Raw genomic sequence first — 24,341 nt, forward strand, 5'->3', positions numbered from 1 at the left:
GGGGGCGCTCGCCGTAAGAATCGCTCGCGCGCGCTCACATCGTCCGCGACAGCACGAGCGCGGCGGCCATGGACAGGGCTCCGGCTGCCGCGAAGTGTGTCCAGGCACGGCGCGCGAGCAATCCTCCCATGACGGGCGCCTCGGGGCCGAGCACCACCAGCGCCGGCCCTCCGTCGCGTCCGCAGAGCACGTAGGCGCCTTCCTCGGAGCCGCGCCGCAACTCGCCCACCACGAGGCACGTCTCTCTCGCCGTGCCCACCCGCTCCCATGAGAGGGCCTCCGGCTCCGTGGCCTGGACCCCGGGCGCGTCCTCGTACCAGGACGCGGGCACCGTTCCCGGCAGCGCCTGGCAGCGGCGGACCTCCACCGGCGCCATCAGCGTGGACGGCGAGAAGCGCACCGACGCCCTCACCCGCTCGCCTCGCAGCACCAGCACCGGCGCATAGGCGCGCTCGCGTGACAGCAGCGGCCCCTTGCGCCCGTCCTGCGCCACCTCGCGCACCTCCGCCTCGTAGAAGGCGCAGGGCACACCGCCCGGGGACGTCAGCGCATCGGCGGCGTCCAGGCTTCCCCGGTACACGCCCCACCCCGGCGAATGGCCCGCGCGCAGGGCCGCGACGGCCTCATCCAGGGACTTCGGCACCGAGGCCCGCAGCAGGTCCGCCCGGAAGCGCGCCCGCGAGCCCCGCACCGCCAGCCCCGCGGCCACGACGAGCAGCGCCAATCCCGCCGCCTTCGTCGCCACCTCGAAGGACAGCACCTGCCCGCTTCCCCCGTGGAACCGCGACGCGACACAGAAGGCGCCCACCACCAGCAGGCCGAACCAGACGAGCGGCAGGCGCCACGGCCTCGACGCCGCGTCCTTGCGTCCGAAAGCGAACGCCGCCACCACCAGCGCCGTCAGGCACGTCGCGTACAGCGGTGCCAGCAGGATGCGCCACAGGTCCATCCCGTTCCCCGCCAGGCCAGGCGCGGCCTCCCCATGGCAGGCCACGACCGGAGCAAGGTGCGGATGCCAGCCCGCGCATGCAACCTCGCTCCCGAGGGCGCACCGGTATCCGTCCACCGACAGGCCCAACCCGCGAGGCACGGAGGCTGTCCACCCGTCGACAGGCCCTGCCCTTGGGGTCCAGACACTGACACCTGCCCGACTCCGCTCCCGACGTCCGGCCGCTGGTGCCCGGACGCGCGCCAGCACTACATGCCTCCCCGAGTCGTCGAACGCAGCCCGCGCGAGCCTCGCTGTCCTCCCCGACATGACGGCGTCCTGGCGCGCCCTTCCCTGGCGCCGAACGCTTCACCCACCACCAGCGCGGCGCTGCCCACGAAGGGGAATCCCATGCCTGGAAGGCGTTGCTGGATTTGGATGGTCGTCGTCACCCTCGGGCTCGCGTCGCAAGCGGCGGCAGAGGAACCGGGCGCCCCACGCGAGGAAGGACCGACAGGATTGCAGGTCGCGCTGAGCGTCGGCGCCGGGGCGGGGGCGGGCTACGTCTACAAGAATGGCGTGTCCCCGACGACCGGTGAGCCACAGGACCTGAAGGTCACCGACGCCTCCAGCATCACGCTCCCCGTCCTCCTCGAGGTCGGCTACCGCGCGACCCCGCACTGGTACCTCGGCCTCTGGGGCTCGTACGAGAAGGTGTTCGAGAAGGACAGCGACCTCTCCTGTCCCGAGGGCTTCGACTGCAACTTCCGACAGTGGCGCTTCGGCCCCGAGGTCCGCTACCACTTCTCCCCCGGGGCCGGCTTCGACCCGTGGGTGGGACTCGGTGTGGGCCTGGAGGTCGCCGAAAGCGACCTGGAAGGCGAGACGGACGTCCCCGTGCCCGACGTGGGTCCGGTGCCCGCCCGTGTCGAGTTCTCCGTCACCGACCGGGGGCCCACGTACGCCCGCCTGGCCCTCGGCGGTGACGTGAAGCTCTCTCGCTCCCTGTCCTTCGGCCCCATCATCACCGCGTCCATCGGCAGCTACACCATCCGGACGGGCGATCAGACCGTCACCTTCCCCGGCATCCCCCCCCAGGAGATCCCGCTCCCCCTGGTGGACGACGGCTTCCACGCGCTGTTCACCGTCGCCCTGCGCGTCGCCTGGCTCCGGCCCTGACCGACGGGAGCGTCACCTCGAAGGTGCAGGCAGGTTGGAGAGCGCCGAGCGCGGCAGGCCCCACGGCTCGTCGCCGTGCGTGCCATCGTCCGCGACGAAGACGATGCGACCTCCGCTCTGGATGAAGGCGCGCGGAAAGGAGCTCTCCGGCCCGGAGCGGACGTCCTGCAGCAACACCGTGCCCTCCTCCGTGCCGTCACTCCGCCACAGCTCCACGCCCGTCGTCCCGTCATCCGCGCCGAACAGGAGCCGCTCGCCCGTGGCGAAGAGCTCCGGAGCAAAGGGGAAGCCGCTCGCCAGCCCCGGGTTCATGTCCCGCACCAGCGTGGTGCCCCGCTCCGTCCCGTCGCTGCGCCACAGCTCCGAGCCGTGTGCGCCGTCGTCGGCCGCGAAGAACACCGTGCGGCCGAACGCGACGAGGTTGCCCCCGGAGAAGCCGCTCCCTGCTCCCGACAGGATGTCGCGCACGAGCCGCGTGCCACCTGCCGTTCCATCCGTCACCCACAGCTCCCGGCCGTGCTCGTCATCTTCCGCGGAGAAGAAGACCCGGCTGCCAGCGGCGACGAAGCCCGCGGGGAACGAACCGAAGGTACCCGGGCGGATGTCCATGAGGAGCTGCGTCCCACGCTCCGTTCCGTCCGTGCCCCACAGCTCGGTGCCGTGCGTTCCATCGTCCGCCTGGAAGACGATGCGCCCCCGCACGGGGGTGAAGCCGAAGGAAGTGGAGCCCTCCTCGCCCGGATTCACGTCCGCCAGCAACCGGGTGCCCCGGGGCGTCCCATCCGTCACCCACGGCTCGCCCCCATGGGTGCCGTCGTTCGCGTTGAAGTAAGCCCGCCCCCCGATGCGCACGGGCATGAAGGGCCCGCCCGACCCCTGGAACCCGGGGAAGATGTCCTTCAGCAGCTCGGTGTCGTCCTCCGTCCCGTCGCTCGTCCACGGCTCCCAGCCCAGGACGCCGTCATCCGCGCGGAACAAGAGCGTGCCGCTCCCCAGGTTCAGGAGGAACGAAGGCTTGGAGCTCGCGGAGCCGGGGTTGATGTCCTCGACGAGGTGGGTGCGCGCCCGCGTCCCGTCGCTCGTCCACAGCTCCACGCCGGACACGCCATCCGTGACGGGGAAGTAGAAGTCGCCGCCCACCACCGCCGAGTTGAAGTCCGCGTCCTCGCCGGAGAACGCGCTCGCCGGGCCGGGATTGACGTCCTTCAGCAGCTCCGTCCCCGCGGGCATTCCGTCACTCACCCAGGGCTCGTAGCCGAGCGAGTCGTTGAAGGCCATGAAGAGGAACGTGCCGCTCGACTCCGCGAAGAGCGTCGGGCCCGAGCCCTCCAGCCCGGGGCGGATGTCCCGCAGCAGGAAGGCCGGCGGCGCATCCGGCCTGGGATGGGGCCTGCTCTCCGCCCCGGCTTCGATGCCAGGGCCACTCTCCGCCAGGGATGCGGCGGGAACGAGTGCCACCGCGAGCCACAACGACCAGGGCCATTTCATGTCTTCCCCTCCTCACGCGGCGGGTGCCGCGATGGATGGGGAATCTGGGAGCCCGTTTGTGACAGCCCATCCTCCCCGGGGTGGCCCCGGGGGAGTGACGCAGGACACTGCCCCCTGTCCGGAGGGAGCCCTACTCCGCGCCGCCGGCGCCCTGGGCGACCTTGCGCTTCGGCCGCGCCTCCAGCACGCCCTTCACCTTCAAGTCATCGAAGGAGCACTCCAGGTTGCGACACCCGAGCGCCACCTTGCCCACGCGGTCCTCCAGCTCGGGCAGGAGCTTGCGCGCGAAGCGGTCGTTGTTCAGGAACGCCTCCACCAGGACGCCGCCGTTCTTCATGCGCTGCATCTGCAGGCGGACCAGGTAGGGGCCGTGCGCGGGCAGCGGCATCTCGTCCTCGACGAGGTTTTCCGTGTCCAGCGCGCTGTTGCCCACCACCTCCTGGCCGTCGTCCGTGAAGTAGCGCCACGCCAGCCGCATCCCCGCCCCGGGGATGGCGAAGGCCGACACCTGCAGGTCCTTGATGCGGAACGCCAGCTCGCCGTAGTGCTGGGCCTCCGGCTCCTCGGGGTACTGCTTCCCGAGGGGCTTCACGTTCATCAGCACCTCGGCCCGGAAGTCGTTGATGGAGAAGTAGCGGTGCGCCACGTACGCGCGAGGCACCAGCCGCTGCCCATCCGACTCCTTGCCGCCCTGGATGGCCTGGAGCTGCCCGTCCACCAGCCTCCACTGGCCGCTGTGGACGTTGATCTCCTCTTCACCCTTGTCGAAGCCCACCTCGAAGCGCAACGGCCCGCCGGGCTTCGCCGCGTCCACCAGGTTCACCGAGGCGAAGACCTCACCGTAGGTGTTCGGAGGCCAGTGCTTCTCACCAGCCGCCACCTGCACGCCGTTGGTGCCGATGACGACCCGGTCGTCCTTGCCCAGGTGCAGGCTCATCGGCCCCACGAACTCGCGCACCGCGAAGCCCAGCAGCGCCAGCCCGCCCACCACCGACAGGCCCGCCCGCACCCGCCTCCAGCCCATCTTCACCCGGCGCGACAGGTGGCTCCTGGAACGCGCGACCGCCGGCACCACGCGCCCCTCCACCTCGCCCTCGGACATCCCCGGCGCGGACGAGTTGGAGATCATCGCCTCCATCGCCGCGCACAGCTCGCCCGCCGTCGCGTAGCGGGCCTCCGGCTCTGTCTCCAGCAGCCGTTCCACCACCACGTCGACGCGCGGGTCCAACCCCGGCACCTTGGTGGACGGCAGCTTGAAGCGACCCAGCGGCAGCTCGCCGGTGAGCACCTCGTAGAGCATGACACCGAGCGAGAAGAGGTCCGCGCGCCCGTCCACGTTCTTCGCGTCGCGCCGCTGCTCCGGAGCCATGTAGTTCAGCGTGCCCATGGCCACCGCCGTCGCGGTGAGCTGCAGGCGCGTGTTCGGCCCCTGGATGCCGGCCAGCCCGAAGTCCGCCACCTTCGCGTGGCCGCGCCCGTCCAGGAGGATGTTCTCCGGCTTCAGGTCGCGGTGGATGATGCCCTTGTCGTGCGCGCACTCGATGGCGCGTGCCACCGACAGGAGGATCTTCAGCGCCCGCTCCGGCGTGAGGCCCGCCGCCATCGCCTCGCGCAGTGAGCGGCCCTCCACGTACTCCATGACGAAGAAGTAGTGCTCGCCCGCCACGCCCCGGTCGATGATCTGGATGATGTGCGGGTGGTTGAGGGCGGCCAGCGCCGTGGCCTCCTTCTCGAACCGGGTGACGAACTCCGGGTCCTTCGCCAGCCGTGGCGGCAGGAGCTTCACCGCCACCGTGCGCCCCAGCGACTGCTGCCGTGCGAGCCACACCTCGCCCATGCCGCCCCGGCCCAGCACCTCCAGCAGCTCGAAGCCCGGCAGCTCCACCTTCTTGCCCGTCAGGAACGTGCTCACGTCGTGCACGCTCACATCCGAGTGCTCGGTACCCATCCCCGTCTTCACCGATGAACGCACCACCGTCGCATCCACGGGCGCGTCCCCACCCGCGACGTCGGAGGGCAGCGCCACCCCACGCTCCGCGTCCGCGGGCGCGGCCACGCCCGGAAGCGGTAGCGCGCTCGGAGGCAGCGGCGTCTGGCCGGGGGGCTCCGCCCTCGCGACACCGGACTCCGCCACGGGCGGGGCAGGAGTCATCGCCTCACGCGAGGCAGCGTCCGACGGGGCCTGCGAGGCGACACCCGACGCGGGCGGCGCCTGCCGCGAGGCCACCACCAACGCCGGAGCAGCGACACCCGACGCGGGCGTCACCTGCCGCAAGGCCACCATCGAGGCCGGCACGGCGACACCCACCGGCTCGCCACCGGGGACGAAGGTGATGTTCTCCGCCGGGCGCGGAGCCCCGTTCGCCGCCATGCTCGAGGACTGGGCACCCGAGCCCGGCACCACCGTCACGGCAGGGCCGACGCGCGACTGCCGCTCGAAGACGCCGCTGCCGCCCGGCACCACCGTGTTGCGCAGAGCCCCTGCTCCAGCGGAGTCAGCGCGACGCACCTCGAACCGGATGCCGCAGCGGCAGGTCACCTTCTGACCGCTGACGTATACCCGGATGTCGTGTTGCGTCCCGCAGTTGGGACAGGCCTGCGTCGTCATCATGCGCGGCGCGGGGAAGCAGCGGTGGTGTATTCCACGCCATGGACGCGGTAGGTCGGGACGGCCTTCTCCTTCCCCTTCACCTGCATCGCCGGCAGGCCCTCCACGTCGAAGCCATGGCCCGCCTTGCGCACCGTGGACTCGGAGGCGAGCACCTCACCGCTCTTGGCCATGCCGCACAGGCGCGACGCCGTATTCACCGTGTCACCAATGGCGGTGAACTCGTGCCGCTCGGCGCTGCCCATGTAGCCGACAACCGCCTGGCCGGTGTTGACGCCGATGCCCACTTCAATCGGCTTCTTGCCCTCGGCCACGCGCGCCCGGTTCAGCGCTTCCACCGCGTCCTGCATCTCCAGCGCCGCGCGCAGCGCTCGCGCCGCGTCGTCAGGGTGCGACAGCGGCGGGCCCCACACGGCCATGACGCAGTCGCCAATGAACTTGTCCAGGTTCCCCTCGTAGCGGAACACCACGTCCGCCATCGCGGTGAAGAAGCCGTTGAGCATGTTCACGACTTCCTGCGGCGACTCGTTCTCCGAAATCGTCGTGAAGCCGCGGATGTCCGCGAACAGGCAGCTCACCTCGGCCAACCGGCTCTGCGCCAGGTCCTCGGCCTCGCCGGCAATCACCGCGTCCGCCACCGCCTTGGACAGGAAGCGGCTCAATTCCGCGCGAGTCACCGCCTCGTTGCGGATCTGCTCGGCCAGCACCGAGTTCTCCAGCGCGATGCCCGCCTGCGCGGCGATGCCGGAAAGGATGGTGAGGTCCTTCTCCGAGAAGGCGTTGATCTGCTGCCGGCTGTCCAGGAAGAGCACCGCCTGGATCTTGTCGTTCACCATCAGCGGCACCGCCATGGCGGAGCGGATGCCCTGCGCGACGATGCTCTCCGCCGCGGAGAAGCGCTCGTCGATGATGGCGTCCGCCGTCAGCACCGCCTTGCGCGTCTCCACCACGCGCTTGAGCACGGTGTCGGACAGCATGACGTTGACGGCCTTGCCCGTGCGGTGGTGCACCGCCGCGGGGATGAACTGGCCGTCGTCCGCCACCTTGAGGATGACGCCGTGGTCCGCCGCCAGCAGCTGGAAGGCCACCTTGAGGATCTGCTCGAACAGGCCCGTCTGGTTGCCCTGGAGGCTCACCTGCCGGTGGAACTCGTGGGCGATGCGCAGCTTCTCGTAGTCGCGCTTCAACGCCTCGATGTCCGTCACCATCTCCACGGGACGAAAGTTCTGCGGCACCTGGTCCATCTGCGCCAGGAAGGCCGGCATGGACACCGACTGCGCCACCACCGTCACCCCGGGCGCGGTGGGCGCGCTGTGGTTCACCGCCGGCTCGCCGCTGTGGAAGATGAGCCGCGAGGAGCCCAGGGCCACCTCGTCCCCGTCCCGCAGCTTCAACTCCTTCACCCGCCGGCCGTTGACGAAGGTGCCGTTGGACGAGCCCAGGTCCTTGAGGACGAAGTCCTTGCCGACACGCTCGATGATGGCGTGTTCCTTGGAGACCTCGCGGTCCACCAGCCGGAGCGTGTTGGACGGATGCCGGCCCAGGGACGTCAACGGTCCCAAGGGGAACTCACCCAGGCTGCCGTCCGCGAAGCGTCCCGTCAGGCGGGGGCCGCGGATCTGCCCGGGTTTCGGAGCGAATGGGGCGGGGGCCTGGGTCACGCGCGAATCCTCACCGGGGCGGACAGTACCAGAGCCACCCGAATACGGGGAACGCTCGACGCCGTCCCCTCGTTCCACCCGACAGCCGGAGGACTGCACGGCCGGTCAGCATCCGGCCCCCTCGACGGCCTCTCAGCGCCCATGCCCCACCCGCTCCCGGTCCGGCCCCCCCGTCCTGACGGCCAGGCCGAAGGCCGGGTAGAAGGTGACGCCACCCAGTTGCCGCTCCGCGCCAAAGAGGTTCGGCTTGCAGCTGACATAGCCGCCCGTCAGCTCGGCGAAGAGGTAGACGTACCGGTAGCCCAGGGCCATGCCCACCGTGCTGCCCACGAAGTGGCTGCCCACCGTGGCCGGAAGCGACGCGTCGAAGCCCGACACCGGCTTGCCCTGCTCGGAGTAGTCCACCAGCCGGGCGTCCAGCCGGGTGTGGCTGTAGACGTACTTGGGCGCACCATAGAGCTTGAAGATGTCACCGAAGTCCGCGCTGACGTACAGGGGGACCTCCACGTCATAGCGGCTGAAGTCGCCCATCTGCACCACCTCCAGCACGTCCAACACCGGGCTGGAGAAGAAGTGTCGGGCCGCGCCCACCCCCAGGGCCACGTCGTAGGAACGCTGGCTCGGCGCCATCCGCCCCCCTTCCGAGTCCCCGCCGTGGAACAGCAGCACCTTGGCGTCCGCCCGCAGGGAGATGCCGCTGTAGCGCAGCCCCACGTCCACCCGGTCCACCACGCCCACCCGCACCATCAGTTCCGGGTTGGCGCCCGGCGGGGCCACCATCAGCGCAACCCCCGCCGTGAGGAGCTTCTGCTGGGCCTCCTCGGTGAGCTCGTACGGCCGGCCCTCGTCCACCGCGTCCCGGGCCTCCCGGCCCTGGTCCTTGCCGGTGTCCACCACCCGGATGAGGTTGCCCACGGGGAGGAAGACGCCCATGCCCCCCGAAACCTGCACCTGCCCGGGCGCCAGCGTCCGGGCGGTCTGCATGGTGGAAAGCGTGGTGGCACAGCCGGGGGCCAGGGCGAGCGCCAGGGCGAGCAGCGGGACGGGAAGAAGCCTCATGGCGTCCGACGTTAACCCTTCCTGGCGCTCGCGCTTCAATAAGCGGGCCCACGCTGCTAAGGGGGGCCCGTGAGAATCAAACAGAAGCCCGAAGACTTCTCCGTCAAGGAGTCCTACCGTTTCGACGAAGTCGAGACGGGACGCCACCGCGTCTACCTCATGGACAAGCAGAAGCTGTCCACGTTCGACGCGGTGACCCGACTGCGGGACGCCTTCGGCCTCAAGCCCGGCGCCATCAGCTACTGCGGCCTCAAGGACAAGCAGGGCCGCACCGAGCAGATCATCGCCGTGGACGGCGCCGACGTGGACATGCAGGAGCCCGACCTGCGCCTGAAGTACCTGGGCCGCACGGACAAGCCCCTGTCCTCCGCCAACATCACCTCCAACCGCTTCTCCGTCACCGTGCGCTCGCTGAGCCCGGCGTCGCTGGGGCCCCTCAACGTCGCCACCGCCGAGGTCAACCGCCTGGGCGTGGTGAACTACTTCGACAGCCAGCGCTTCGGCTCGCTGAAGCATGGCCAGGGCTTCATCGCCAAGGACCTCATCCGCGGCGACTTCGAGGCGGCCCTGCACAACTTCCTCGCCGCCCCCTCGGAACTGGACCGCACCGAGGACGCCAAGGTGAAGGCCTTCTGGCGTGACAACTGGGGCCGCTGGGACGCGCGCGTCCCCTACGAGGGCACGCGCAAGTACCACCGCATCCTCAAGTCCCTGCGCGACCATCCGAAGGACTTCGTGCGCGCCTTCATGCAGATCGACTCGGACTACCGGGCGATGCTGCTCTTCACGTACCAGAGCTACCTCTGGAACGAGGGCGTGCGGCGCTACCTCCAGCTGCTGCTGCCGCGCGAGCAGCTCTTCCCGATGCGCTACCAGGCCGGCACGGTGCTGTTCCACCGCGACGCCAGCGCGGAGGTGATGCGCACCCTGCGCGAGGCCACCTTCCCCCTGCTCGCCCCCGACTCCACCTTCAGCGACCCGAAGGTGGAGGAGGCCGTCACCTGGGTGCTGGGCAAGGAGAAGCTCAAGCTCTCGGACCTGCGCATCGAGGAGGAGCCGCGCCGGCTCTACTTCAAGCACGAGGAGCGGCCGCTGCTCGTCTTCCCGCACAAGCTCGTCGTCGGCCGCACGCAGGCCGACGACATCAACCGCGGGGAGGTGAAGGTCAACGTCGCCTTCACCCTGCCGCCGGGCGCGTACGCCACCCTCGTCATCAAGCGCCTCTTCCACTTCGAGTACACCGAGGACACCCCGGAGGTCATCCGCGCCTCCCAACGCCCGCGCTTCGTGGAGATGGAGCAGGCCGCGAGTGACGGCGAGCGCGAGGAGCGGGGCTCGGCGCCTCGTGGCCGAGCGCGCACGCCCGCCGGACGTGACGAGCGCCCGGCCCCGCGTGGCCGCGCGTCCACGGACCGCGAGGCCCGGGGCCCGTCGGACTCCCGTCGCCGGGGGACTGAAGGCCGCGAGCCGCGCGCCACGGAAGGGCCGTCCCGCCACCGCGACCTGGCCACCCAGAAGCAGGCGGCCGAGCAGCCGAAGGAGGCCCCGGTGCCCGTGGGCTTCCGCGAGCACCAGCGGCAGCGAAAGGCCGCTCGCGAGGTGGCCCGAGCCGAAACGGCCGCCAAGCAAGCGGCCAAGGGCCCGAAATCACGGAAGAAATAGAGATGTCACAGCCGGACGCAATGGGCGGACGGGCACGCCGTAGACCAAGGCGTGAACGCTCTTGCCCTCGACGACGTGCCCGGGTCGCTCGCCCATGCCATCGGGATGCTGATGGCTGAGGAGGCTCCCCCGCTTCCCTGGAAGGCGGACGTGCAGGCCGCCCGCCGTGGTGACCCGTCCGCTTTCGAGTCCCTCGTCCGCAGCGTGCAGCGCCCGGTGTACGGCCTGGCGCTGCGGCTGTTGCAGCGCGAGGCCGAGGCCGCGGAGGTGGCGCAGGAGGCCCTGCTGCGCGCCTACCAGAACCTGCACCGCTACGACGACTCGCGCCCGTTCGACCTCTGGGTGCTCGCGATTACGCGCAACCTCTGCCTGGACCTGCTCCGCCGCCGCACCAAGGTGAAGACGGAGGAGCTGGAGCCCATGAAGGAGGTGCTCCCCAGCGGCGACGTGTCGCAGGAGGACCGCGCCATCGCCACCGAGGAGCGTCAGTCGCTCGAGGAGGCCATGGCCACCCTGTCCGCCGAGGACCGGGAAGTGCTCGCGCTCTACTACGTCCAGAAGCGCACGACGAAGGAGATCGCCCAGGTCATGGGGTGCGCTCCCGGCACCATCATGGCCCGCCTGTTCCGTGCCCGCGAGAAGCTCCGCAAGAAGATGACCCCCGCCCCCGAGGAGGCTGCCCGATGACTCCGCACCTGTGCCCGGACCTGGAAGTCCTCTTCGCGGAGCTGGAGGAAGGCGAAGGCGCCGCCCTGGACCATGCGGCCGAGTGCGAGGCGTGCAGCGCCGTCCTCGAAGAGCACCGGCTGATGGAGAGCGACCTGTACCGGCTGGCGGATCCGCTCCCGCCACCCACGCTGGTGGCGAGCGTCATGGCCCGGGTGGCCGCCGAGCCCATCCCCCAGCGGCGCGAGGTCTGGTCCGGCGTCGCCATCCTGCTCACCTCGCTGCTGGGGGGGCTGGGCTACCTCCTGATGAACGACCAGGCGCTCGGCCGCCTCGGCACCGGCATCGCCTCCATCGTGGTGGAGGGACGGCCCTTCGCCGAGGGCATCCTCAGCGGGGCCCACGCGCTGTGGTCCACCGCGGGGCTCGCGGTGGCCACCACCCTCGCCCTCCTCCTCCTGACGTCCCTGTTGGGCCTGAAGCGACTCGCGGGCAACGTTCCCACCCCCTCCGAAGCCTGAGCGAACCATGAAGATCTCCCCTCGAATCCTTCTTCCTGCTCTGCTCCTCGGCGCTCCCCTCGCGCTCGGCGCGGAGACCGCCACCGCCCCCCAGGCCGTCAGCGCGCCGGCCGACCGCACCATCGACGTCAGCTTCCGCGGCAGCCTGCGCGACGCGCTGAAGACCATCGCCGACAAGGGCGGCCTCAACCTCGTCGTCACCGGCGACCTGGACACGCCCGCCGAGGTGCACCTGCGCGGCGTCACCGCGAACCAGGCCCTGCGCACCGTGGCCCGCGCCTACTCGCTGCGCCTGGAGCAGGACGGCTCCATCTTCACCCTGCGTCCCATGACGGCGAAGGAGAAGGACGCGGCCGCCTCGAGTGACAGCGCCCCCGCCGAGGCTCCGGCGGCTCCCGAGGCCCCTCAGGCCGCCGCCGCGCCCGCGGCCCCGACGCCGCCGGTGCCACCCATTCCCTCCGAGGAGGATGCGGAGGAGATGCAGGACGCACAGGAGGAGGCGCAGGCGGCGGCGCAGGCGGCGCGGGAGGAAACGCGCGAGCAGATGGACCGGGCTCGCGAGGAGATGCACAAGACGCGCGAGCAGCTGCGACGCAACCGCCGGGGCGGCCGCGACGTGGTGGCGCGGGGCCAGTCCCTCGAGGTGAAGGAGGGGCAGGACGTCGAGAGCGCGGTGGTGTACGGCGGCAACCTGGTGGTGAAGGGCCACGTGGAGGATGACGCCGTGGCCTTCGGCGGCAACCTGGAGATTCATGGCCACGTGGAGGGAGACGCGCACGCCTTCGGCGGCAACGTCATCCTCGGGCCGGACGCTCGCGTGGACGGCGACGTGTCCTCCTTCGGCGGCACCGTGGAGCGCGCGGATGGCGCCGAGGTGGAGGGCAGCGTGGAGACCTTCGGCGGCGCCGGCATCGGCCGCCTGGTGGCCGGTGAAATCAAGAACGGGATGCGCGAGGCCCGCCACGAGGGCCACCATGACCACGACGCCGACGACGGCGACGAGGACAACGACGGTGGCGGGCTGGCCGGCTTCATCCTCACCTTCGCGGTGCTCTTCGGTCTGGGCTTCCTGGGGCAGATGTTCTTCCCGGCACGCATGAAGCAGCTCGGTGACGAGGTCCGCCGCAAGCCCGTGCAGACGGGGCTCACCGGCTTCCTCGGCCTGCTGGCCATGGTTCCCCTGACGGTGGTGCTGTGCATCACCATCATCGGCATCCCCGCGGCGCTGGTGCTCTGGATGGCGGCTCCCCTCGCGGCGGCGCTGGGCTACGCGGCGGTGGCGAGCGAGCTGGGCACGCACCTGCCGCTGCTGCGCGGCCGCAAGACGCAGGCGGTGGTGCTGGCCCTGGGGCTGCTGGTGCTGATGGTGGTGGGCGCAATCCCCGTGCTGGGCGTCATCGTCTCCCTCCTCATCGTCCTGATGGCGCTGGGCGCGGTCATCCGCACCCGGTTCGGCAACAACCGCCCGCGCGGCATGCCCGAGCCCCTCATCAACTCCACCGAGCAGCCCGTGTAACGGGGCCGTGCCGGGCAGCCTGCCCGGCCGCTCACTTCTTCGGGGACTGCTCGCGAGGCCCACACGGCCCGTGACGGTCCCCGAGGTGTTTTCAGGGCCCTCGCCTCGCGAACGCCCCAAGAGAAGCTCGCGCGTCCCATCACCGGCACTGTCGGCTGACGCGCATGGCCATGGTGCGTCATGCACTGAGAGGCTTTGACCCCCCGGGCGCGGTGCGCCATTTTGGGCGCCCCATGCGACGCCTCCCAGACGCACCCCCGCGCGGTAGGGCCATCACCGTGGACCTCGATGGCGAGAGCATCCCCGCCATCGAAGGTGAGCCGGTGGCGTGCTCCCTCGTCGCCGCGGACGAGCCCGTCCTCGCCCGTTCCATCAAGTACCACCGGCCCCGGAGCCCGTACTGCTTCGCCGCCGCCTGCTCCCACTGCCTGATGCGGGTGGACGGCATGCCCAATGTCTACACGTGCCGCACGCCCGCGCGGGACGGCATGCGGCTGGAGCGGCAGAACGCGTATCCCTCCGCGAAGGTGGACGTCTTCGAGACCATCGACTGGTTCTTCCCCAAGGGCCTGGACCACCACGAGATGTTCGCTGGCGTGCCGGTGGCCGAGCAGGTGATGGCCAAGGTGGCGCGGCAGCTCGCGGGGCTCGGCCTGCTGCCGAAGGAAGAAGGCCCCGTCACCCCTCCGGCCCGCACGCTGCGCACGCGCGTGGCGGTGGTGGGCGGCGGCGCGGCGGGACTCGGCGCGGCGCGGGTGCTCGCCGACAAGGGCGTGCCCTTCCTCCTCTTCGAGCGGGATGACCACCTGGGCGGACGCCTGGCCCACGGCGTGCCGGAGCAGGACGGGCCCGAGGTGCAGGACGCCGCCACGTTCCCCAAGGGGAGCATCCTCACCCGCGCGACGGTGCTGGGCCTGTATGACGACGAGGCCGGGCGCTACCTCGCGGTGGGCGCGCTGGAGCCGGAGGGCCCGCGGCTGTTGAAGGTCTACGCGGAGCGCTTCCTGCTCGCGCCGGGCGGCCACCCGCCGATGGTGCCCTTCGAGAACAACGATCTGCCCGGTGTGTACGCGGGCCGCGCGGCCAGCCTGCTCCTGCGCCGCTATGACATGGCGCCGGAGATGGCGGCACTGGTGGGCTGGGGCCCGGAGCTGCACGCGCTGGTGAAGCTGCTGCAGGAGCGCGGCGTGAGGGTGACGGCGGTGGTGGACCTGAAGGGCCCGCTGCCGAAGGACGCCCACCCGCTGGCGGTGCTGGGCTCGGAGCCGAAGGCGCACGGGCTGCGACGGGTGAGCGCGTTCAGCTACACGCAGGCGGGCGGCGGCAGGAAGAAGGTGTCCTGTGACGCCGTGCTGGTGTCGGTGCCCGTCAGCCCCAGCTTCGAGCTGGCGCGTCAGGGCGGCGCGAAGGTGACGTTCGACGCGGGCCTCGGCCTCTTCGTGGTGGAGGCGGACGCGGACGGGCGCACGCAGGCAACGGACGTGTTCGCCGCCGGGGACCTCACCGGGGGCGGCACCGCGAGGGAAGCGGAGGCCGCCGGCCGCCGCACGGCCGAGGCGCTGGTGGGAGGGCTGTCATGAGCAAGGCGATGGTCTGTTCGTGCGAGGACGTCACCGTCGACGACGTCAAGCACGCGGTGTCCCGCGGCTTCTGCGACGTGGAGTCGGTGAAGCGCTACACCGGCTTCGGCACCGGCATCTGCCAGGGCAAGAGCTGCCTGGCCGCGGTGGCCTCGCTGCTGGAGAAGGAGAAGGCCCTGAAGCCCGCGGCCGTGGTGCCCTTCACCCCGCGCCCGCCGCTCTACCCCACCGAACTGCGGCTGCTCGCCTCCGCTCCGGTGGACATGTCCGTGCCGCCCGTGGGCGGCGTGCCCCAGGAGGTGGACGCCTTCCCGTCTTCGCTCCGGCCGGAAGGGCCGGTGCCCGAGAAGGCGAAGGTGGTCATCATCGGCGGCGGCATCATGGGCCTCGCGCTGGCGTACAACCTGGCCTGCGAGGGCGAGACGGACGTGGTGGTGCTGGAGCGTGGCTACCTCTGCGCGGGCGCGTCCGGCCGCAACGGCGGCGGCGTGCGCATGCAGTGGGGCACCCCGGCGCTCGTCGAGCTGGCCAAGCGCTCCATCGACCTGATGAAGAGCTTCGCGAGAGACCTCGGCATCAACGTGTGGCTGCGCCAGGGCGGCTACATCTTCCTCGCGAAGACGAAGCCGGTGGCGGAGCGGTTGGACCGCAACGCGGCGCTGCACAACAAGTTCGGCGTGCCCACCCGCATCATCAGCGCGGACGAGGCGCGCGAAATCGTCCCCGGCCTCACGATGAAGGACTGCCTGACGGCGTCCTACAACCCGGAGGACGGCGTCATCTTCCCCTGGCCCTTCCTCTGGGGCTACGCGCAGGGCTGCAAGAAGAAGGGCGTCCGCGTGGAGACGTACACGGACGTCACCGGCTTCGAGACGAGCAACGGACAGGTGCGCAAGGTGAAGACCACGCGCGGCGACATCGCCTGCGACACCGTGGTGCTGGCCGCGGGCGCGTGGAGCCCGGAGATCGCGAAGCTGGTGGACGTGCAGCTCCCCAACGTGCCGCACCGCCACGAAATCCTCAGCACCGAGCCCCTCAAGCCCTTCCTCGGGCCGCTCGTCTCCGTGCTCGACACGGGCCTGTACTTCAGCCAGTCCATGCGCGGAGAGATTGTCGGCGGCATGGGCGACCCGCTGGAGCCCGCGGGCCTCAACATGGGCAGCACGCTGCGCTTCGTGACGCGCTTCGCCCAGGCCCTGATGGAGCAACTGCCGCAGGTGGGCCACGTGAAGGTGCTGCGCCAGTGGGCAGGCTGCTACGACGTGACGCCGGACAACAACCCGGTGCTGGGCCGCACGCCGGGCCTGGACAACCTGCTCCAGATGTCCGGCTTCGTGGGCCACGGCTTCATGATGGCCCCCGCCGTCGCCGAGCGGATGGCGAAGTGGATGGCCACCGGCGAGTCCGATGAGCTCTTCACCCGCTTCGGCCTGCGCCGCTTCTCCGAGGGCACCCTCGAGCGCGAGGACATGATCATCGGCTGAAGGCCCCTGCCCCGCTGTCCCTTCCGGGCCGCGCCCCGTGCCTCCCAACGGCTCGGGCCGCGGCCCTGTACTTTTCCGGGGCCTGTCCTGGCCGGCGACAGCACCGGGGCCACGCCTGCCCAGGGAAACTACACTTCCAGGAAAACAAGCAAGTCCCGATTATCATTGCGAGTGTGAGCCTCTGACGTGAAGCACCTTTACGCGCGCAACTGAGTTGCAGGAGCAGCCGCGCACCACTTCGGGGGGCGCTCTCGGGGAGAAGCCTTGTGGCACGGGGCGTGCCTGGGCCCTCGCCGCGCAATCCCGCGCGAGGAGGTGGTCTGATGTTCGCGAAGAGCGTTCGTGCGCTGTTCCTGGTGGGTGCCCTGTCTGCCTGCGGTACCGAAGCTCCGCCGGATGTTCCGGATGTAGAGGCCAATGAGCCGCTGGCGTCGCAGGAGTCCAACGTCATCGTGGGCACGCTGAACTGGGTGAGCGCCACGTCGCTGTCGGGCACGCAGCGCACGCGCTCGCTGGCCGTCGGCTACCTGTCCATCCCCGCCGCGGGCACCCGCTGCACCGCGTGGCTGGTGTCGCGCGACGTCATCATCACCAACAACCACTGCATCGGCAGCGCGTCGGGGGCCGTGGGCGCGCGCGCGTCCTTCAATTACGAGGACGGCGTCGCCTCCACCGGCCGCATCTGGTACGACTGCGCCACCTTCATCAAGACGTGGTCTTCCGACGACATGACCGCGGTGCGCTGCAGCGCGCTCAACGGCCAGCTCCCCGGTGACGTCTACGGCTGGCTGACGGTCTCCAGCACCAACGCCGCCACCAACGCCAGCATCTACGTCGTCAACCAGAACTGCGACTACTACACGACGAGCGGCTGCTCTCCGACGAAGAAGTCCTCGCCGGGCGTGGTGAAGAACGCCAACTACAGCACCACGGACCTGTCCTACGACGCGGACACGCTGGGCGGCTCCTCGGGCTCGCCGGTGATTTCCTCCTCCACGCACCAGGTGGTGGGCCTGCACCACATCGGCCTGGGCGGCAACTCGTCCGGCCGCGGCACCGCCAACACCGGCGTGAAGGCCACGCGCGTCAAGGCGCGCCTGGCGGAGATTGGCCTCTAGTTTCGTCTCACGCCGTCGAGGGCTCGCCGGCCAGCAGCACCGGTTGTTCGTGCCCCAACCCGGGGGCCTGTGGCGACAGCAGCGACTCGCGCCGCAGGCCCCGCAGTGCCAGCCGCCCCAGGGTCCGCTTGAGCCCGCGCGGCAGCAGCGGCAACAGCCGCATCACCCACCGGTGGCCGAAGCCCGGGTACACCAGCGGCTCGCCCCGCTCGAAGCCGGCCAGCGCCTCGCGGGCGCACCGTGCCAGGGAGATGCTGAAGAACGGCGCCGCCTCGCCCGTGACGGCCTGCGCGCGCTCGTCCCACAGAGGCCCGGGGGCCACGCGGGTGACGGTGACGCCCTGGCCTTCCACCTCCAGCCGCAGCGCCTCGGTGAAGCCGTCCAGGAAGCGCTGCGTGGCGGCGAAGGTGGCGGAGCCGGGCAGGAAGAGCTGCGCGGCGCCCGAGCCGATGTTGAGGACGCCCCCTCGCCCGTGCGAGAGCATGGGCCCGAGCAACCGGTGCGTCAGCAGCGCGGGCGCCCACACATTCGCCTTCAGCACCTCCTCCACGTGGCCCCAGCCCTTGTCGGAGTAGAGGCCCCGGTCGCCCACCGCCGCGTTGTTCACCAGCACGTCCACCCGGATGAAGTGCGCCTCCAGCCAGGCCAGCAGCGAGTCCACCTCGCGGGGCCGGGCCACGTCGCAGCAGTGGAGCAGCACGCCGAGCGTGGGGTTGGACGCGAGCAGTTCGTCCCGCAGCGGCTCCAGGCGGTCGGCGCGCCGGTCCACGAGCACCAGGGTGCGCACCCGCCGGGAGAGCAGCCGGGAAAGCTCCCGGCCGATTCCTTCCGTCGCGCCGATGATGAGGACGGTACCTTGATCGATGGGAGGAGGAAGCATGGGGGTGTCCTCGGCTTCATTAAGTTGCCCATGCTGCGCACGGTCTGCGCCGCATGCCTCCCCTCGTGCAAAGCCTGCACGCCCGCGCGCCGGTCCGCCGTGCAGGCGCCGGCATGCTTCTTCCAATGAGGGTGACCCGACCCCAAGTCAGCAAGCGGGGGGCACCCCCGCAAGGAGAAGACCCGATGCCTGCTCCCACCCGCATCCTCGTTCCCGTGGACCTGTCCGAAGGCTCGCGCACCGTCATCGACTACGCCGTGCAGCTCGCACGTCCCTTCAACGCCGCCGTGCACGTCGTCCACGCCTGGGAGCCGCCGCAGTACGTGGCGCCTGACCTGCTCGTGGCCGCACCCGGGTGGAACTCGCTCTCCCTGGAGCAGGTGGCGGTGGAGACGGCCACCAAGGATTTGACGGCACTCATCCACGCGCTGGAGAAGCCGCCGGTGCCGCTGACGCACAAGGTGCTGGTGGGCGAGGCCGCGTCCACCATCCTCGACCTCGCCGAGCAGGGGAAGTACGACCTCATCATCATGGGCACGCATGGCCGGCGTGGGCTGCCACGACTGTTGCTGGGCAGCGTGGCGCAGAAGGTCGTCGCTCGCGCGCACTGCCCGGTGCTGTCGCTGCACGTCGCGCCGGAGAAGTAGCGCCAGCCGGCCGGGCCAGCGCCCCTGTCCGGCAGCAACCCCTCCGGGGCCGTACCGCTTGTGGAGCGCGCGGCTTCGGGGGCAAAGTGGCCGGGAGTCCCGTAGGCCCCCGGGCACGCCTTGGAAAACTCCTCACGCCCCCTGAGCTCCCCGTCGCAGGACCTGCTCGAGGAGAGCGCCGAGGACCTGTACGAGAACGCGCCCTGTGGCTACCTCTCCACGCTGCCGGATGGCGTCATCGTCAAGGCCAACCAGACCTTCCTGAACTGGTTGGGCTACACGCGGGAGGAGCTGCTGTCGGGCAAGCGCTTCCAGGAGCTGCTGTCCGTGGGCGGGAAGCTCTTCCATGAGACGCACTTCGCTCCGCTCCTGCAGCTGCAGGGCTTCGTCAACGAGGCGCAACTGGAGCTGGTGACGCGGGCGGGCGTGTCGCTCCCCATGCGGGCCAACACCGTGCAGCGCAAGGACGCCGCCGGGCGGGTCGTGGTCAACCGGACCACCCTCTTCAACATCTCCGACCAGAAGAAGTTCGAGCGGGAGCTGGTGCTGGCGCGCCGCAAGGCGGAGCAGGCCGCGAAGGCGAAGGCGGACTTCCTGTCCATGGTCAGCCACGAAATCCGCACGCCGATGAACGCCATCATCGGCATCACCAGCCTGCTGCAGCGCACGGACCTCTCCGCCCAGCAGCAGAAGTACGTGCGCATCCTGTCGTCGTCCTCCGAAAACCTGCTGGGCCTCATCAACCACATCCTGGACTTCAGCAAGCTGGATGCGGGCAAGGCGACGCTGGAGGAGCGCAACTTCGACCTCCGCCAGCTCGTCTACGGGACCATCTTCGCCCTCAACGTGAAGGCCGAGGAGAAGAAGCTCGCCGTCGTCGCGGAGGTGGACGAGCAGGTGCCGGCCTTCGTCCTCGGGGACCCCGTCAAGCTGGGCCAGGTGCTCACCCACCTGGTGGGCAACGCCATCAAGTTCACCGAGCTGGGCGCGGTGACGGTGTCGTTGCGGCCGCGGGAGACGTTCGAGGACGCGGTGTCGCTCGACTTCGCCGTCACCGACACGGGCATCGGCATTCCGGAAGACAGGCTGGCGCACATCTTCGAGGAGTTCACCCAGGCCGACCAGGACATCGGCATGAAGTACGGGGGCACCGGGCTGGGGCTCGCCATCAGCCAGAAGCTGGTGGAGCTGCATGGCGCCCGGATTGGAGTGAAGAGCACGCCGGGCCAGGGCTCGTCCTTCTACTTCACCCTGCGCCTGAAGCGCGGCTGCGAGGAGCCGGAGGAGTCGCCGGAGAGCCTCGCCAGCACCCGGCCCATCCAGGGCCTGCGCATCCTGGTGGCCGAGGACAACGACCTCAACGTGTTCATGCTGTCGCAGTTCCTGAAGCGGTGGGGCGCCGACTTCGACGTCGTCGCTGATGGGCGCCAGGCCGTCCAGCGCATCCAGGAAGCCGACTACGACCTGGTGCTGATGGACATGCGGATGCCCGGCATGGACGGTTACGACGCCGCCCGCGCCATCCGGGAGCTTCCCGGAGCGCTCTACCCGCGCATCCCCATCATCGCCGTGACTGCGTCCACCCGCATCGGGCTGGAGCACCAGACCCGCGCCGCCGGCTTCACGGACTTCATCGGCAAGCCCTACAAGCCCTCGGAGCTCGCCGCGCTCATCGTGCGGCACGCCACGTGGAAGCAGGACGCGGCACCCGCGGCGGGTGCTCTGGACGGGCCACCAGAGCCCCCAGCGCCCAGGGGGCCACCGTTCAGCCTGCGGCGCCTCCAGCGCATGCTGGATGACGACCGGCACGCCATCGTGGAGCTGAGCACCATCACCGCCGGGAGCTGTGAGCAGTACAAGCACGACTTCCAGCAGGCGCTCCAGACGGGCAACCGCGAGGCCTTCGACTACCAGGCCTACAAGATACGGCCGACGCTGGAGTTGCTGGAGGCGCGGGCCCTGCGCGAGGCGCTGGAGCAGGGCCGGGCCTCACTCGAAGAAGCGTCAGGCGCTCCGGGCATCGGCGTTCCACCCCTCCTCGCCATCCACCGCGAGCTGAACGCCCTCATCGCGGCGCTCAGGGAGCTGGCGCGCCGGGCGTAGCGGCACCGTGCGCGGGACGTGCGCTCACCGGGGCTGGACCTGGGCGCTGGCTTCGCGGCGGGCCCGGGCGCGCGCGGCGAGCAGCGTGGGCAGGGCCAGCACCGTCATGGCGGCGATGACGAGCGACGCCCCGGCCAGCTCCCGCCCGCCGACGCCGGGCAGCCCCACCCACGCCGCCAGCCCCCACGAGGCCACCACGCCCGCGAGCACGCTGGAAGCGCGGTTCACCGGCACGGTGAAGGAGTTCTCCCGGGCGTCCAGGAGGATGAGGCCGCCGAAGATGCCCGTCCCCTGCGACAGCACGCCCACCAGCACCTCCTCCAGCAGGTGGCCGCGCGCGAGGAAGCCGGTGAAGCCCTCGCGCAGCTCCCCGAGGATGCCGTCCCCGCCGCCGCCCACGAGCGCGAGCAGCGCCAGCGTGCCCACCAGCGCGGGCGTGGCCACCATCTGCTCCTCCACGAAGTAGCGGATGGACACGGCGGGGTCCCCTGACTTGGCCAGGTGGCTCATGGCGCGCAGCCGGAAGAAGTACCCCGTGAGGTACACGCCCACGTCCACCATGGCCACGAGCGTGAGGGTGCCGCTCACCTCCGTGCCGGTGGCGGCCACCACCGCCCCCAGGCTCAAGGCCAGCGCCAGCCACGAGGGCCAGCGCACCCGCCGGCCGCTCAGGACGTCCACCAGCGGCGCGAGGACGAGCACCCCACCGCGCATCAGCAGCATCATGAAGACGATGGACGCGCCCGGCAGGGTGTACGCCAGCGTGGTGGTGCCGATGATGGCCGCCGAGCACAGCCCGGACAGCAGCGTCCACCGCCCCGGCACGGGCACTCGCACGCCGAGCACCTCGCGGTGCCCCGCGTAGCGCCACCACCCCTTGAGCGTGAGGAAGATGAACATGCCCACCAGCGAGGCGGTGGTGCTCACCGGCAGCAGCGTGAAGCCGGAGATGCCGTGCGCCATGCCGGGCAGCGAGCCACCGGACAGGGCCTTGGTGAGCGCGCTGTACGGGGCATAGGCCGCGAAGTAGCCGAAGGCGTACGCCCAGATGGTCAGGTCGTGCGAGTCATCACGCGGCGTGGGAGCCAGGGGTATCTCCGGGGTGGGACCAGGACGCGCGGTATTGCAAGGGGCGCGCCCTGCCCCATCCTATGCGGCCGGCCTCCCCGCGTCGCGGAGGCCTTACGTCTCACGCAACGAGTTCGGGCCGGGGGGCGGCGGGGTCAGGGCTTCGCGTCGAACGCGGTCGCGCGGGCGATGGCCTCCGTCCGGTCGACGTCGGCGGCGATGAACGCCAGCTTGCCGCGAATCTGGTCGACCGCGTCGCCGCCGAGGGGCAGCCGGAGTGGGAGCTCGTCGGCCGGACGCGCGACGACCTCGGCGATGGCGCGTGCGGCCTTCGCCGGATCGCCTGCCTGCTCGCCGTCCATCTGCGTCACCCAGCTCCGCATCTGGCCGACCGTCGCGGCGTAGGCGTCCATGGCGGGCATGGTCCGGAACGCCGGGCCGAAGAGAGCGGTGCGGAAGGTGCCGGGCTCGACCACCAGCACGCGGATTCCCAGCGGCTTCACCTCCTGTGCGAGGCACTCGGACAGCGCCTCGAGTGCGTGCTTCGCCGCGCAGTAGGCACCGAAGCCCGGCGCGGTGCTGATGCCGGCGACGCTGGTCATCTGGACGATGGTTCCACTCGCTCTCGCGCGCATGTGCGGGAGGACCTCCCGCGTGGTCGCGGCCGCGGCGAAGAACATCAACTCCATCGTCGCGCGCAGCGCGTCGTCGCCCGTCTCCTCGACCGCGCCGAGGATGCTGAAGCCGGCGTTGTTGACCAGGACGTCGATGCGTCCGAAGCGTGAGACGGCGGCCGCGACGGCGGCGCGCACCTGCTCGGGGCGCGTCACGTCGAGTTCGGCGAGGTGCAGGCGCTCCTCGGGGGCCCTGGCGGCGAGGTCGGCGAGCGCCTCGGGCCGGCGTGCGGTGGCGACGACGCGGTCGCCGCGGCGCAGCGCCTCCTCGACGACAGCGCGGCCGAAGCCCGAGGACGCGCCGGTGACGAACCAGACCTTGGACGACGCGGGAATGCTGTGGGTGCTCATGGTGGACTCCTTCGGATGCGTGTTCGAGGCACCACGCTAGGCGTCCCGGGCCCCTCTGATTAGCGGCGGAATTGAGATGTGCTTTTAAGCCCTGCTAAAAAGTCGGCGCATGCAGGACGACCTCTCGGGACTGACGGCGCTGGTGGTGGTGGCGGACAAGCGCAGCTTCACGGCCGCCGCGGCGGAGCTGCGCGTGACGCCCTCGGCGCTCAGCCAGAGCGTCCGGGCGCTCGAGGAGCGAGTGGGCGTGCGCCTGCTCCAACGCACGACGCGGAGTGTCGGCCTGACCGAGGCCGGAGCGCGCTTCCTCGCGCAGCTCCGGCCCGCGATGCAGGGCATCCACGCCGCGTTCGAGTCGCTCGACGCGGTCCGCGGGCGCCCGGCGGGAACGCTGCGGCTCAGCATCCCCCGGCTGGCGAGCATGATGGTCGTCGAGCCGATACTGGCGGCATTCCTCGCCGAGTACCCGGAGCTCCGGCTCGATGTCGCGGTCGAGGACGGCCTCACCCGCATCGTCGAGCGGGGCTTCGACGCGGGAATCCGCTTCGGCGAGCTGCTCGACAAGGACGTCGTGGCGGTGCCCGTCACCGACGACATGCGGATGGCGGTGGTCGGCTCGCCCGCGTACTTCGCGGCGCGCGGCCGGCCGAGGCACCCGAGGGACCTGCACGCGCACGACTGCATCAACTACCGCCACATCACCAGCGGCGCGGTCTACCGCTGGGAGTTCACCGACAAGGGCCGCGACATCACCCTCGCCGTCGACGGACGGCTGACCACCACCGACAACGACCTGATGATCCGCGCGGCGCTCGACGGCGTCGGCCTCGCCTACCTGATGGAGAGCTGTATCGCGGAGGAGCTTGCCGACAGGCGCCTCGTCCGCGTCCTCACCGGCTACTGCCCGCGCTTCCCCGGACTGTTCCTCTACTACCCGAGCCGGACGCAGCTCGCGCCCAAGCTCCGCGCGCTGGTCGACTTCCTGCGCGCGCGGCGGCGCGAGGTGAAGGCGTCGAAGTGACGCCACGGCCCTCCCCGCGGCATCCTGCTCGCGCCCGAGCGCCTCACGGGGAGTCTGCTCGAAGGCAACCCCTTGGACTTCCAGCGTAAGTACCTGCCACACGGAGTTGCGCAATCGACGCGACGTC

19 protein-coding genes are annotated in these 24,341 nt (G+C 70.8%); 11 read left to right on the plus strand and 8 right to left on the minus strand.

The genetic code is table 11. From position 1 onward, the window contains the following. Positions 1-34: 34 nt before the first annotated feature. The gene (locus OV427_RS48000; protein WP_267862980.1) at positions 35-949 is read right to left on the minus strand and encodes a hypothetical protein; all 915 of its coding nucleotides are present in this window, start codon (positions 947-949) and stop codon (positions 35-37) included. 498 nt (positions 950-1,447) lie between these two features. On the opposite strand from OV427_RS48000, the gene OV427_RS48005 reads away from it, so the two are divergent. After that, complete coding sequence (locus tag OV427_RS48005) at positions 1,448-2,107, plus strand: hypothetical protein (RefSeq protein ID WP_267862981.1); 660 nt, start codon at positions 1,448-1,450, stop codon at positions 2,105-2,107. Positions 2,108-2,119: 12 nt separating this feature from the next. On the opposite strand, the gene OV427_RS48010 is transcribed toward OV427_RS48005, so the two are convergent. From OV427_RS48010 to OV427_RS48025, 4 genes are all read right to left on the minus strand, one after another. Further along, positions 2,120-3,595, minus strand: a complete 1,476-nt coding sequence (locus tag OV427_RS48010) for an ELWxxDGT repeat protein (RefSeq protein WP_267862982.1) — start codon at positions 3,593-3,595, stop codon at positions 2,120-2,122. A 130-nt stretch (positions 3,596-3,725) separates the two neighbouring features. Beyond that, positions 3,726-6,206 carry a protein kinase domain-containing protein gene (locus OV427_RS48015; protein ID WP_420718339.1) on the minus strand — a complete coding sequence of 827 codons (2,481 nt, stop codon included), beginning with the start codon at positions 6,204-6,206 and terminating at the stop codon, positions 3,726-3,728. Beyond that, positions 6,203-7,864, minus strand: a complete 1,662-nt coding sequence (locus tag OV427_RS48020) for an adenylate/guanylate cyclase domain-containing protein (protein ID WP_267862983.1) — start codon at positions 7,862-7,864, stop codon at positions 6,203-6,205. The genes OV427_RS48015 and OV427_RS48020 overlap by 4 nt, the downstream gene beginning before the upstream one ends. Positions 7,865-7,996: 132 nt before the next feature. Then, a complete protein-coding gene (locus OV427_RS48025; protein ID WP_267862984.1) occupies positions 7,997-8,923 on the minus strand; it encodes a hypothetical protein in 927 nt (308 codons plus the stop codon). Between the two features lie 69 nt (positions 8,924-8,992). Here OV427_RS48025 and truD point away from each other — a divergent pair, with 69 nt between their 5' ends. The 7 genes from truD to OV427_RS48060 all read left to right on the plus strand — a co-directional run bounded on the left by truD (position 8,993) and on the right by OV427_RS48060 (position 17,470). After that, on the plus strand, positions 8,993-10,585 hold the full coding sequence (truD, locus tag OV427_RS48030; protein WP_267862985.1) for a tRNA pseudouridine(13) synthase TruD: 1,593 nt from the start codon (positions 8,993-8,995) through the stop codon (positions 10,583-10,585). Between the two features lie 111 nt (positions 10,586-10,696). Continuing rightward, complete coding sequence (locus OV427_RS48035; RefSeq protein ID WP_267863592.1) at positions 10,697-11,272, plus strand: RNA polymerase sigma factor; 576 nt, start codon at positions 10,697-10,699, stop codon at positions 11,270-11,272. Then, positions 11,269-11,772 (plus strand): hypothetical protein, encoded by a 504-nt coding sequence (locus OV427_RS48040; RefSeq protein WP_267862986.1) that lies wholly within the window; start codon positions 11,269-11,271, stop codon positions 11,770-11,772. The genes OV427_RS48035 and OV427_RS48040 overlap by 4 nt, the downstream gene beginning before the upstream one ends. Before the next feature lie 7 nt (positions 11,773-11,779). Further along, positions 11,780-13,288 (plus strand): hypothetical protein, encoded by a 1,509-nt coding sequence (locus OV427_RS48045; protein WP_267862987.1) that lies wholly within the window; start codon positions 11,780-11,782, stop codon positions 13,286-13,288. 233 nt (positions 13,289-13,521) lie between these two features. Next, positions 13,522-14,868 (plus strand): 2Fe-2S iron-sulfur cluster-binding protein, encoded by a 1,347-nt coding sequence (locus OV427_RS48050; protein ID WP_267862988.1) that lies wholly within the window; start codon positions 13,522-13,524, stop codon positions 14,866-14,868. Further along, the gene (locus OV427_RS48055) at positions 14,865-16,352 is read left to right on the plus strand and encodes an FAD-dependent oxidoreductase (protein ID WP_267862989.1); all 1,488 of its coding nucleotides are present in this window, start codon (positions 14,865-14,867) and stop codon (positions 16,350-16,352) included. The genes OV427_RS48050 and OV427_RS48055 overlap by 4 nt, the downstream gene beginning before the upstream one ends. Positions 16,353-16,675: 323 nt before the next feature. After that, a complete protein-coding gene (locus tag OV427_RS48060; RefSeq protein WP_267862990.1) occupies positions 16,676-17,470 on the plus strand; it encodes a trypsin-like serine peptidase in 795 nt (264 codons plus the stop codon). Between the two features lie 7 nt (positions 17,471-17,477). Here OV427_RS48060 and OV427_RS48065 read toward each other — a convergent pair whose 3' ends face one another. Further along, on the minus strand, positions 17,478-18,350 hold the full coding sequence (locus OV427_RS48065) for an SDR family NAD(P)-dependent oxidoreductase (RefSeq protein WP_267862991.1): 873 nt from the start codon (positions 18,348-18,350) through the stop codon (positions 17,478-17,480). A 185-nt stretch (positions 18,351-18,535) separates the two neighbouring features. Between OV427_RS48065 and OV427_RS48070 the strand changes: the two genes are divergently transcribed. Both OV427_RS48070 and OV427_RS48075 read left to right on the plus strand, forming a co-directional pair. Beyond that, complete coding sequence (locus tag OV427_RS48070; protein ID WP_267862992.1) at positions 18,536-18,997, plus strand: universal stress protein; 462 nt, start codon at positions 18,536-18,538, stop codon at positions 18,995-18,997. Between the two features lie 120 nt (positions 18,998-19,117). After that, entirely contained in the window at positions 19,118-21,100 is a 1,983-nt protein-coding gene (locus tag OV427_RS48075) for a PAS domain-containing hybrid sensor histidine kinase/response regulator (protein ID WP_267862993.1), read from the plus strand. 24 nt (positions 21,101-21,124) lie between these two features. On the opposite strand, the gene OV427_RS48080 is transcribed toward OV427_RS48075, so the two are convergent. Both OV427_RS48080 and OV427_RS48085 read right to left on the minus strand, forming a co-directional pair. Then, positions 21,125-22,063, minus strand: coding sequence for a hypothetical protein (locus tag OV427_RS48080; RefSeq protein WP_267862994.1), 939 nt, complete (start codon positions 22,061-22,063; stop codon positions 21,125-21,127). 260 nt (positions 22,064-22,323) lie between these two features. Beyond that, positions 22,324-23,193, minus strand: coding sequence for an SDR family NAD(P)-dependent oxidoreductase (locus OV427_RS48085; protein ID WP_267862995.1), 870 nt, complete (start codon positions 23,191-23,193; stop codon positions 22,324-22,326). 109 nt (positions 23,194-23,302) lie between these two features. On the opposite strand from OV427_RS48085, the gene OV427_RS48090 reads away from it, so the two are divergent. Next, the gene (locus tag OV427_RS48090) at positions 23,303-24,214 is read left to right on the plus strand and encodes a LysR family transcriptional regulator (protein WP_267862996.1); all 912 of its coding nucleotides are present in this window, start codon (positions 23,303-23,305) and stop codon (positions 24,212-24,214) included. Positions 24,215-24,341: the final 127 nt, after the last annotated feature.

This window comes from Pyxidicoccus sp. MSG2, from assembly GCF_026626705.1.
In the GTDB taxonomy this organism is placed as follows: Bacteria; Myxococcota; Myxococcia; order Myxococcales; family Myxococcaceae; genus Myxococcus.

What these genes read in the sequence shown, in the direction of transcription:
- OV427_RS48065 (WP_267862991.1), bottom strand. Translation starts at nt 18,350, where the DNA reads ATGCTTCCTCCTCCCATCGATCAAGGTACCGTCCTCATCATCGGCGCG.
- OV427_RS48025 (WP_267862984.1), bottom strand. Translation starts at nt 8,923, where the DNA reads ATGAGGCTTCTTCCCGTCCCGCTGCTCGCCCTGGCGCTCGCCCTGGCC.
- OV427_RS48080 (WP_267862994.1), bottom strand. Translation starts at nt 22,063, where the DNA reads ATGGCGCACGGCATCTCCGGCTTCACGCTGCTGCCGGTGAGCACCACC.
- OV427_RS48085 (WP_267862995.1), bottom strand. Translation starts at nt 23,193, where the DNA reads ATGAGCACCCACAGCATTCCCGCGTCGTCCAAGGTCTGGTTCGTCACC.
- OV427_RS48010 (WP_267862982.1), bottom strand. Translation starts at nt 3,595, where the DNA reads ATGAAATGGCCCTGGTCGTTGTGGCTCGCGGTGGCACTCGTTCCCGCC.
- OV427_RS48045 (WP_267862987.1), top strand. Translation starts at nt 11,780, where the DNA reads ATGAAGATCTCCCCTCGAATCCTTCTTCCTGCTCTGCTCCTCGGCGCT.
- OV427_RS48060 (WP_267862990.1), top strand. Translation starts at nt 16,676, where the DNA reads ATGTTCGCGAAGAGCGTTCGTGCGCTGTTCCTGGTGGGTGCCCTGTCT.
- OV427_RS48015 (WP_420718339.1), bottom strand. Translation starts at nt 6,206, where the DNA reads ATGATGACGACGCAGGCCTGTCCCAACTGCGGGACGCAACACGACATC.
- OV427_RS48055 (WP_267862989.1), top strand. Translation starts at nt 14,865, where the DNA reads ATGAGCAAGGCGATGGTCTGTTCGTGCGAGGACGTCACCGTCGACGAC.
- OV427_RS48035 (WP_267863592.1), top strand. Translation starts at nt 10,697, where the DNA reads ATGGCTGAGGAGGCTCCCCCGCTTCCCTGGAAGGCGGACGTGCAGGCC.
- OV427_RS48050 (WP_267862988.1), top strand. Translation starts at nt 13,522, where the DNA reads ATGCGACGCCTCCCAGACGCACCCCCGCGCGGTAGGGCCATCACCGTG.
- OV427_RS48000 (WP_267862980.1), bottom strand. Translation starts at nt 949, where the DNA reads ATGGACCTGTGGCGCATCCTGCTGGCACCGCTGTACGCGACGTGCCTG.
- OV427_RS48090 (WP_267862996.1), top strand. Translation starts at nt 23,303, where the DNA reads ATGCAGGACGACCTCTCGGGACTGACGGCGCTGGTGGTGGTGGCGGAC.
- OV427_RS48070 (WP_267862992.1), top strand. Translation starts at nt 18,536, where the DNA reads ATGCCTGCTCCCACCCGCATCCTCGTTCCCGTGGACCTGTCCGAAGGC.
- OV427_RS48040 (WP_267862986.1), top strand. Translation starts at nt 11,269, where the DNA reads ATGACTCCGCACCTGTGCCCGGACCTGGAAGTCCTCTTCGCGGAGCTG.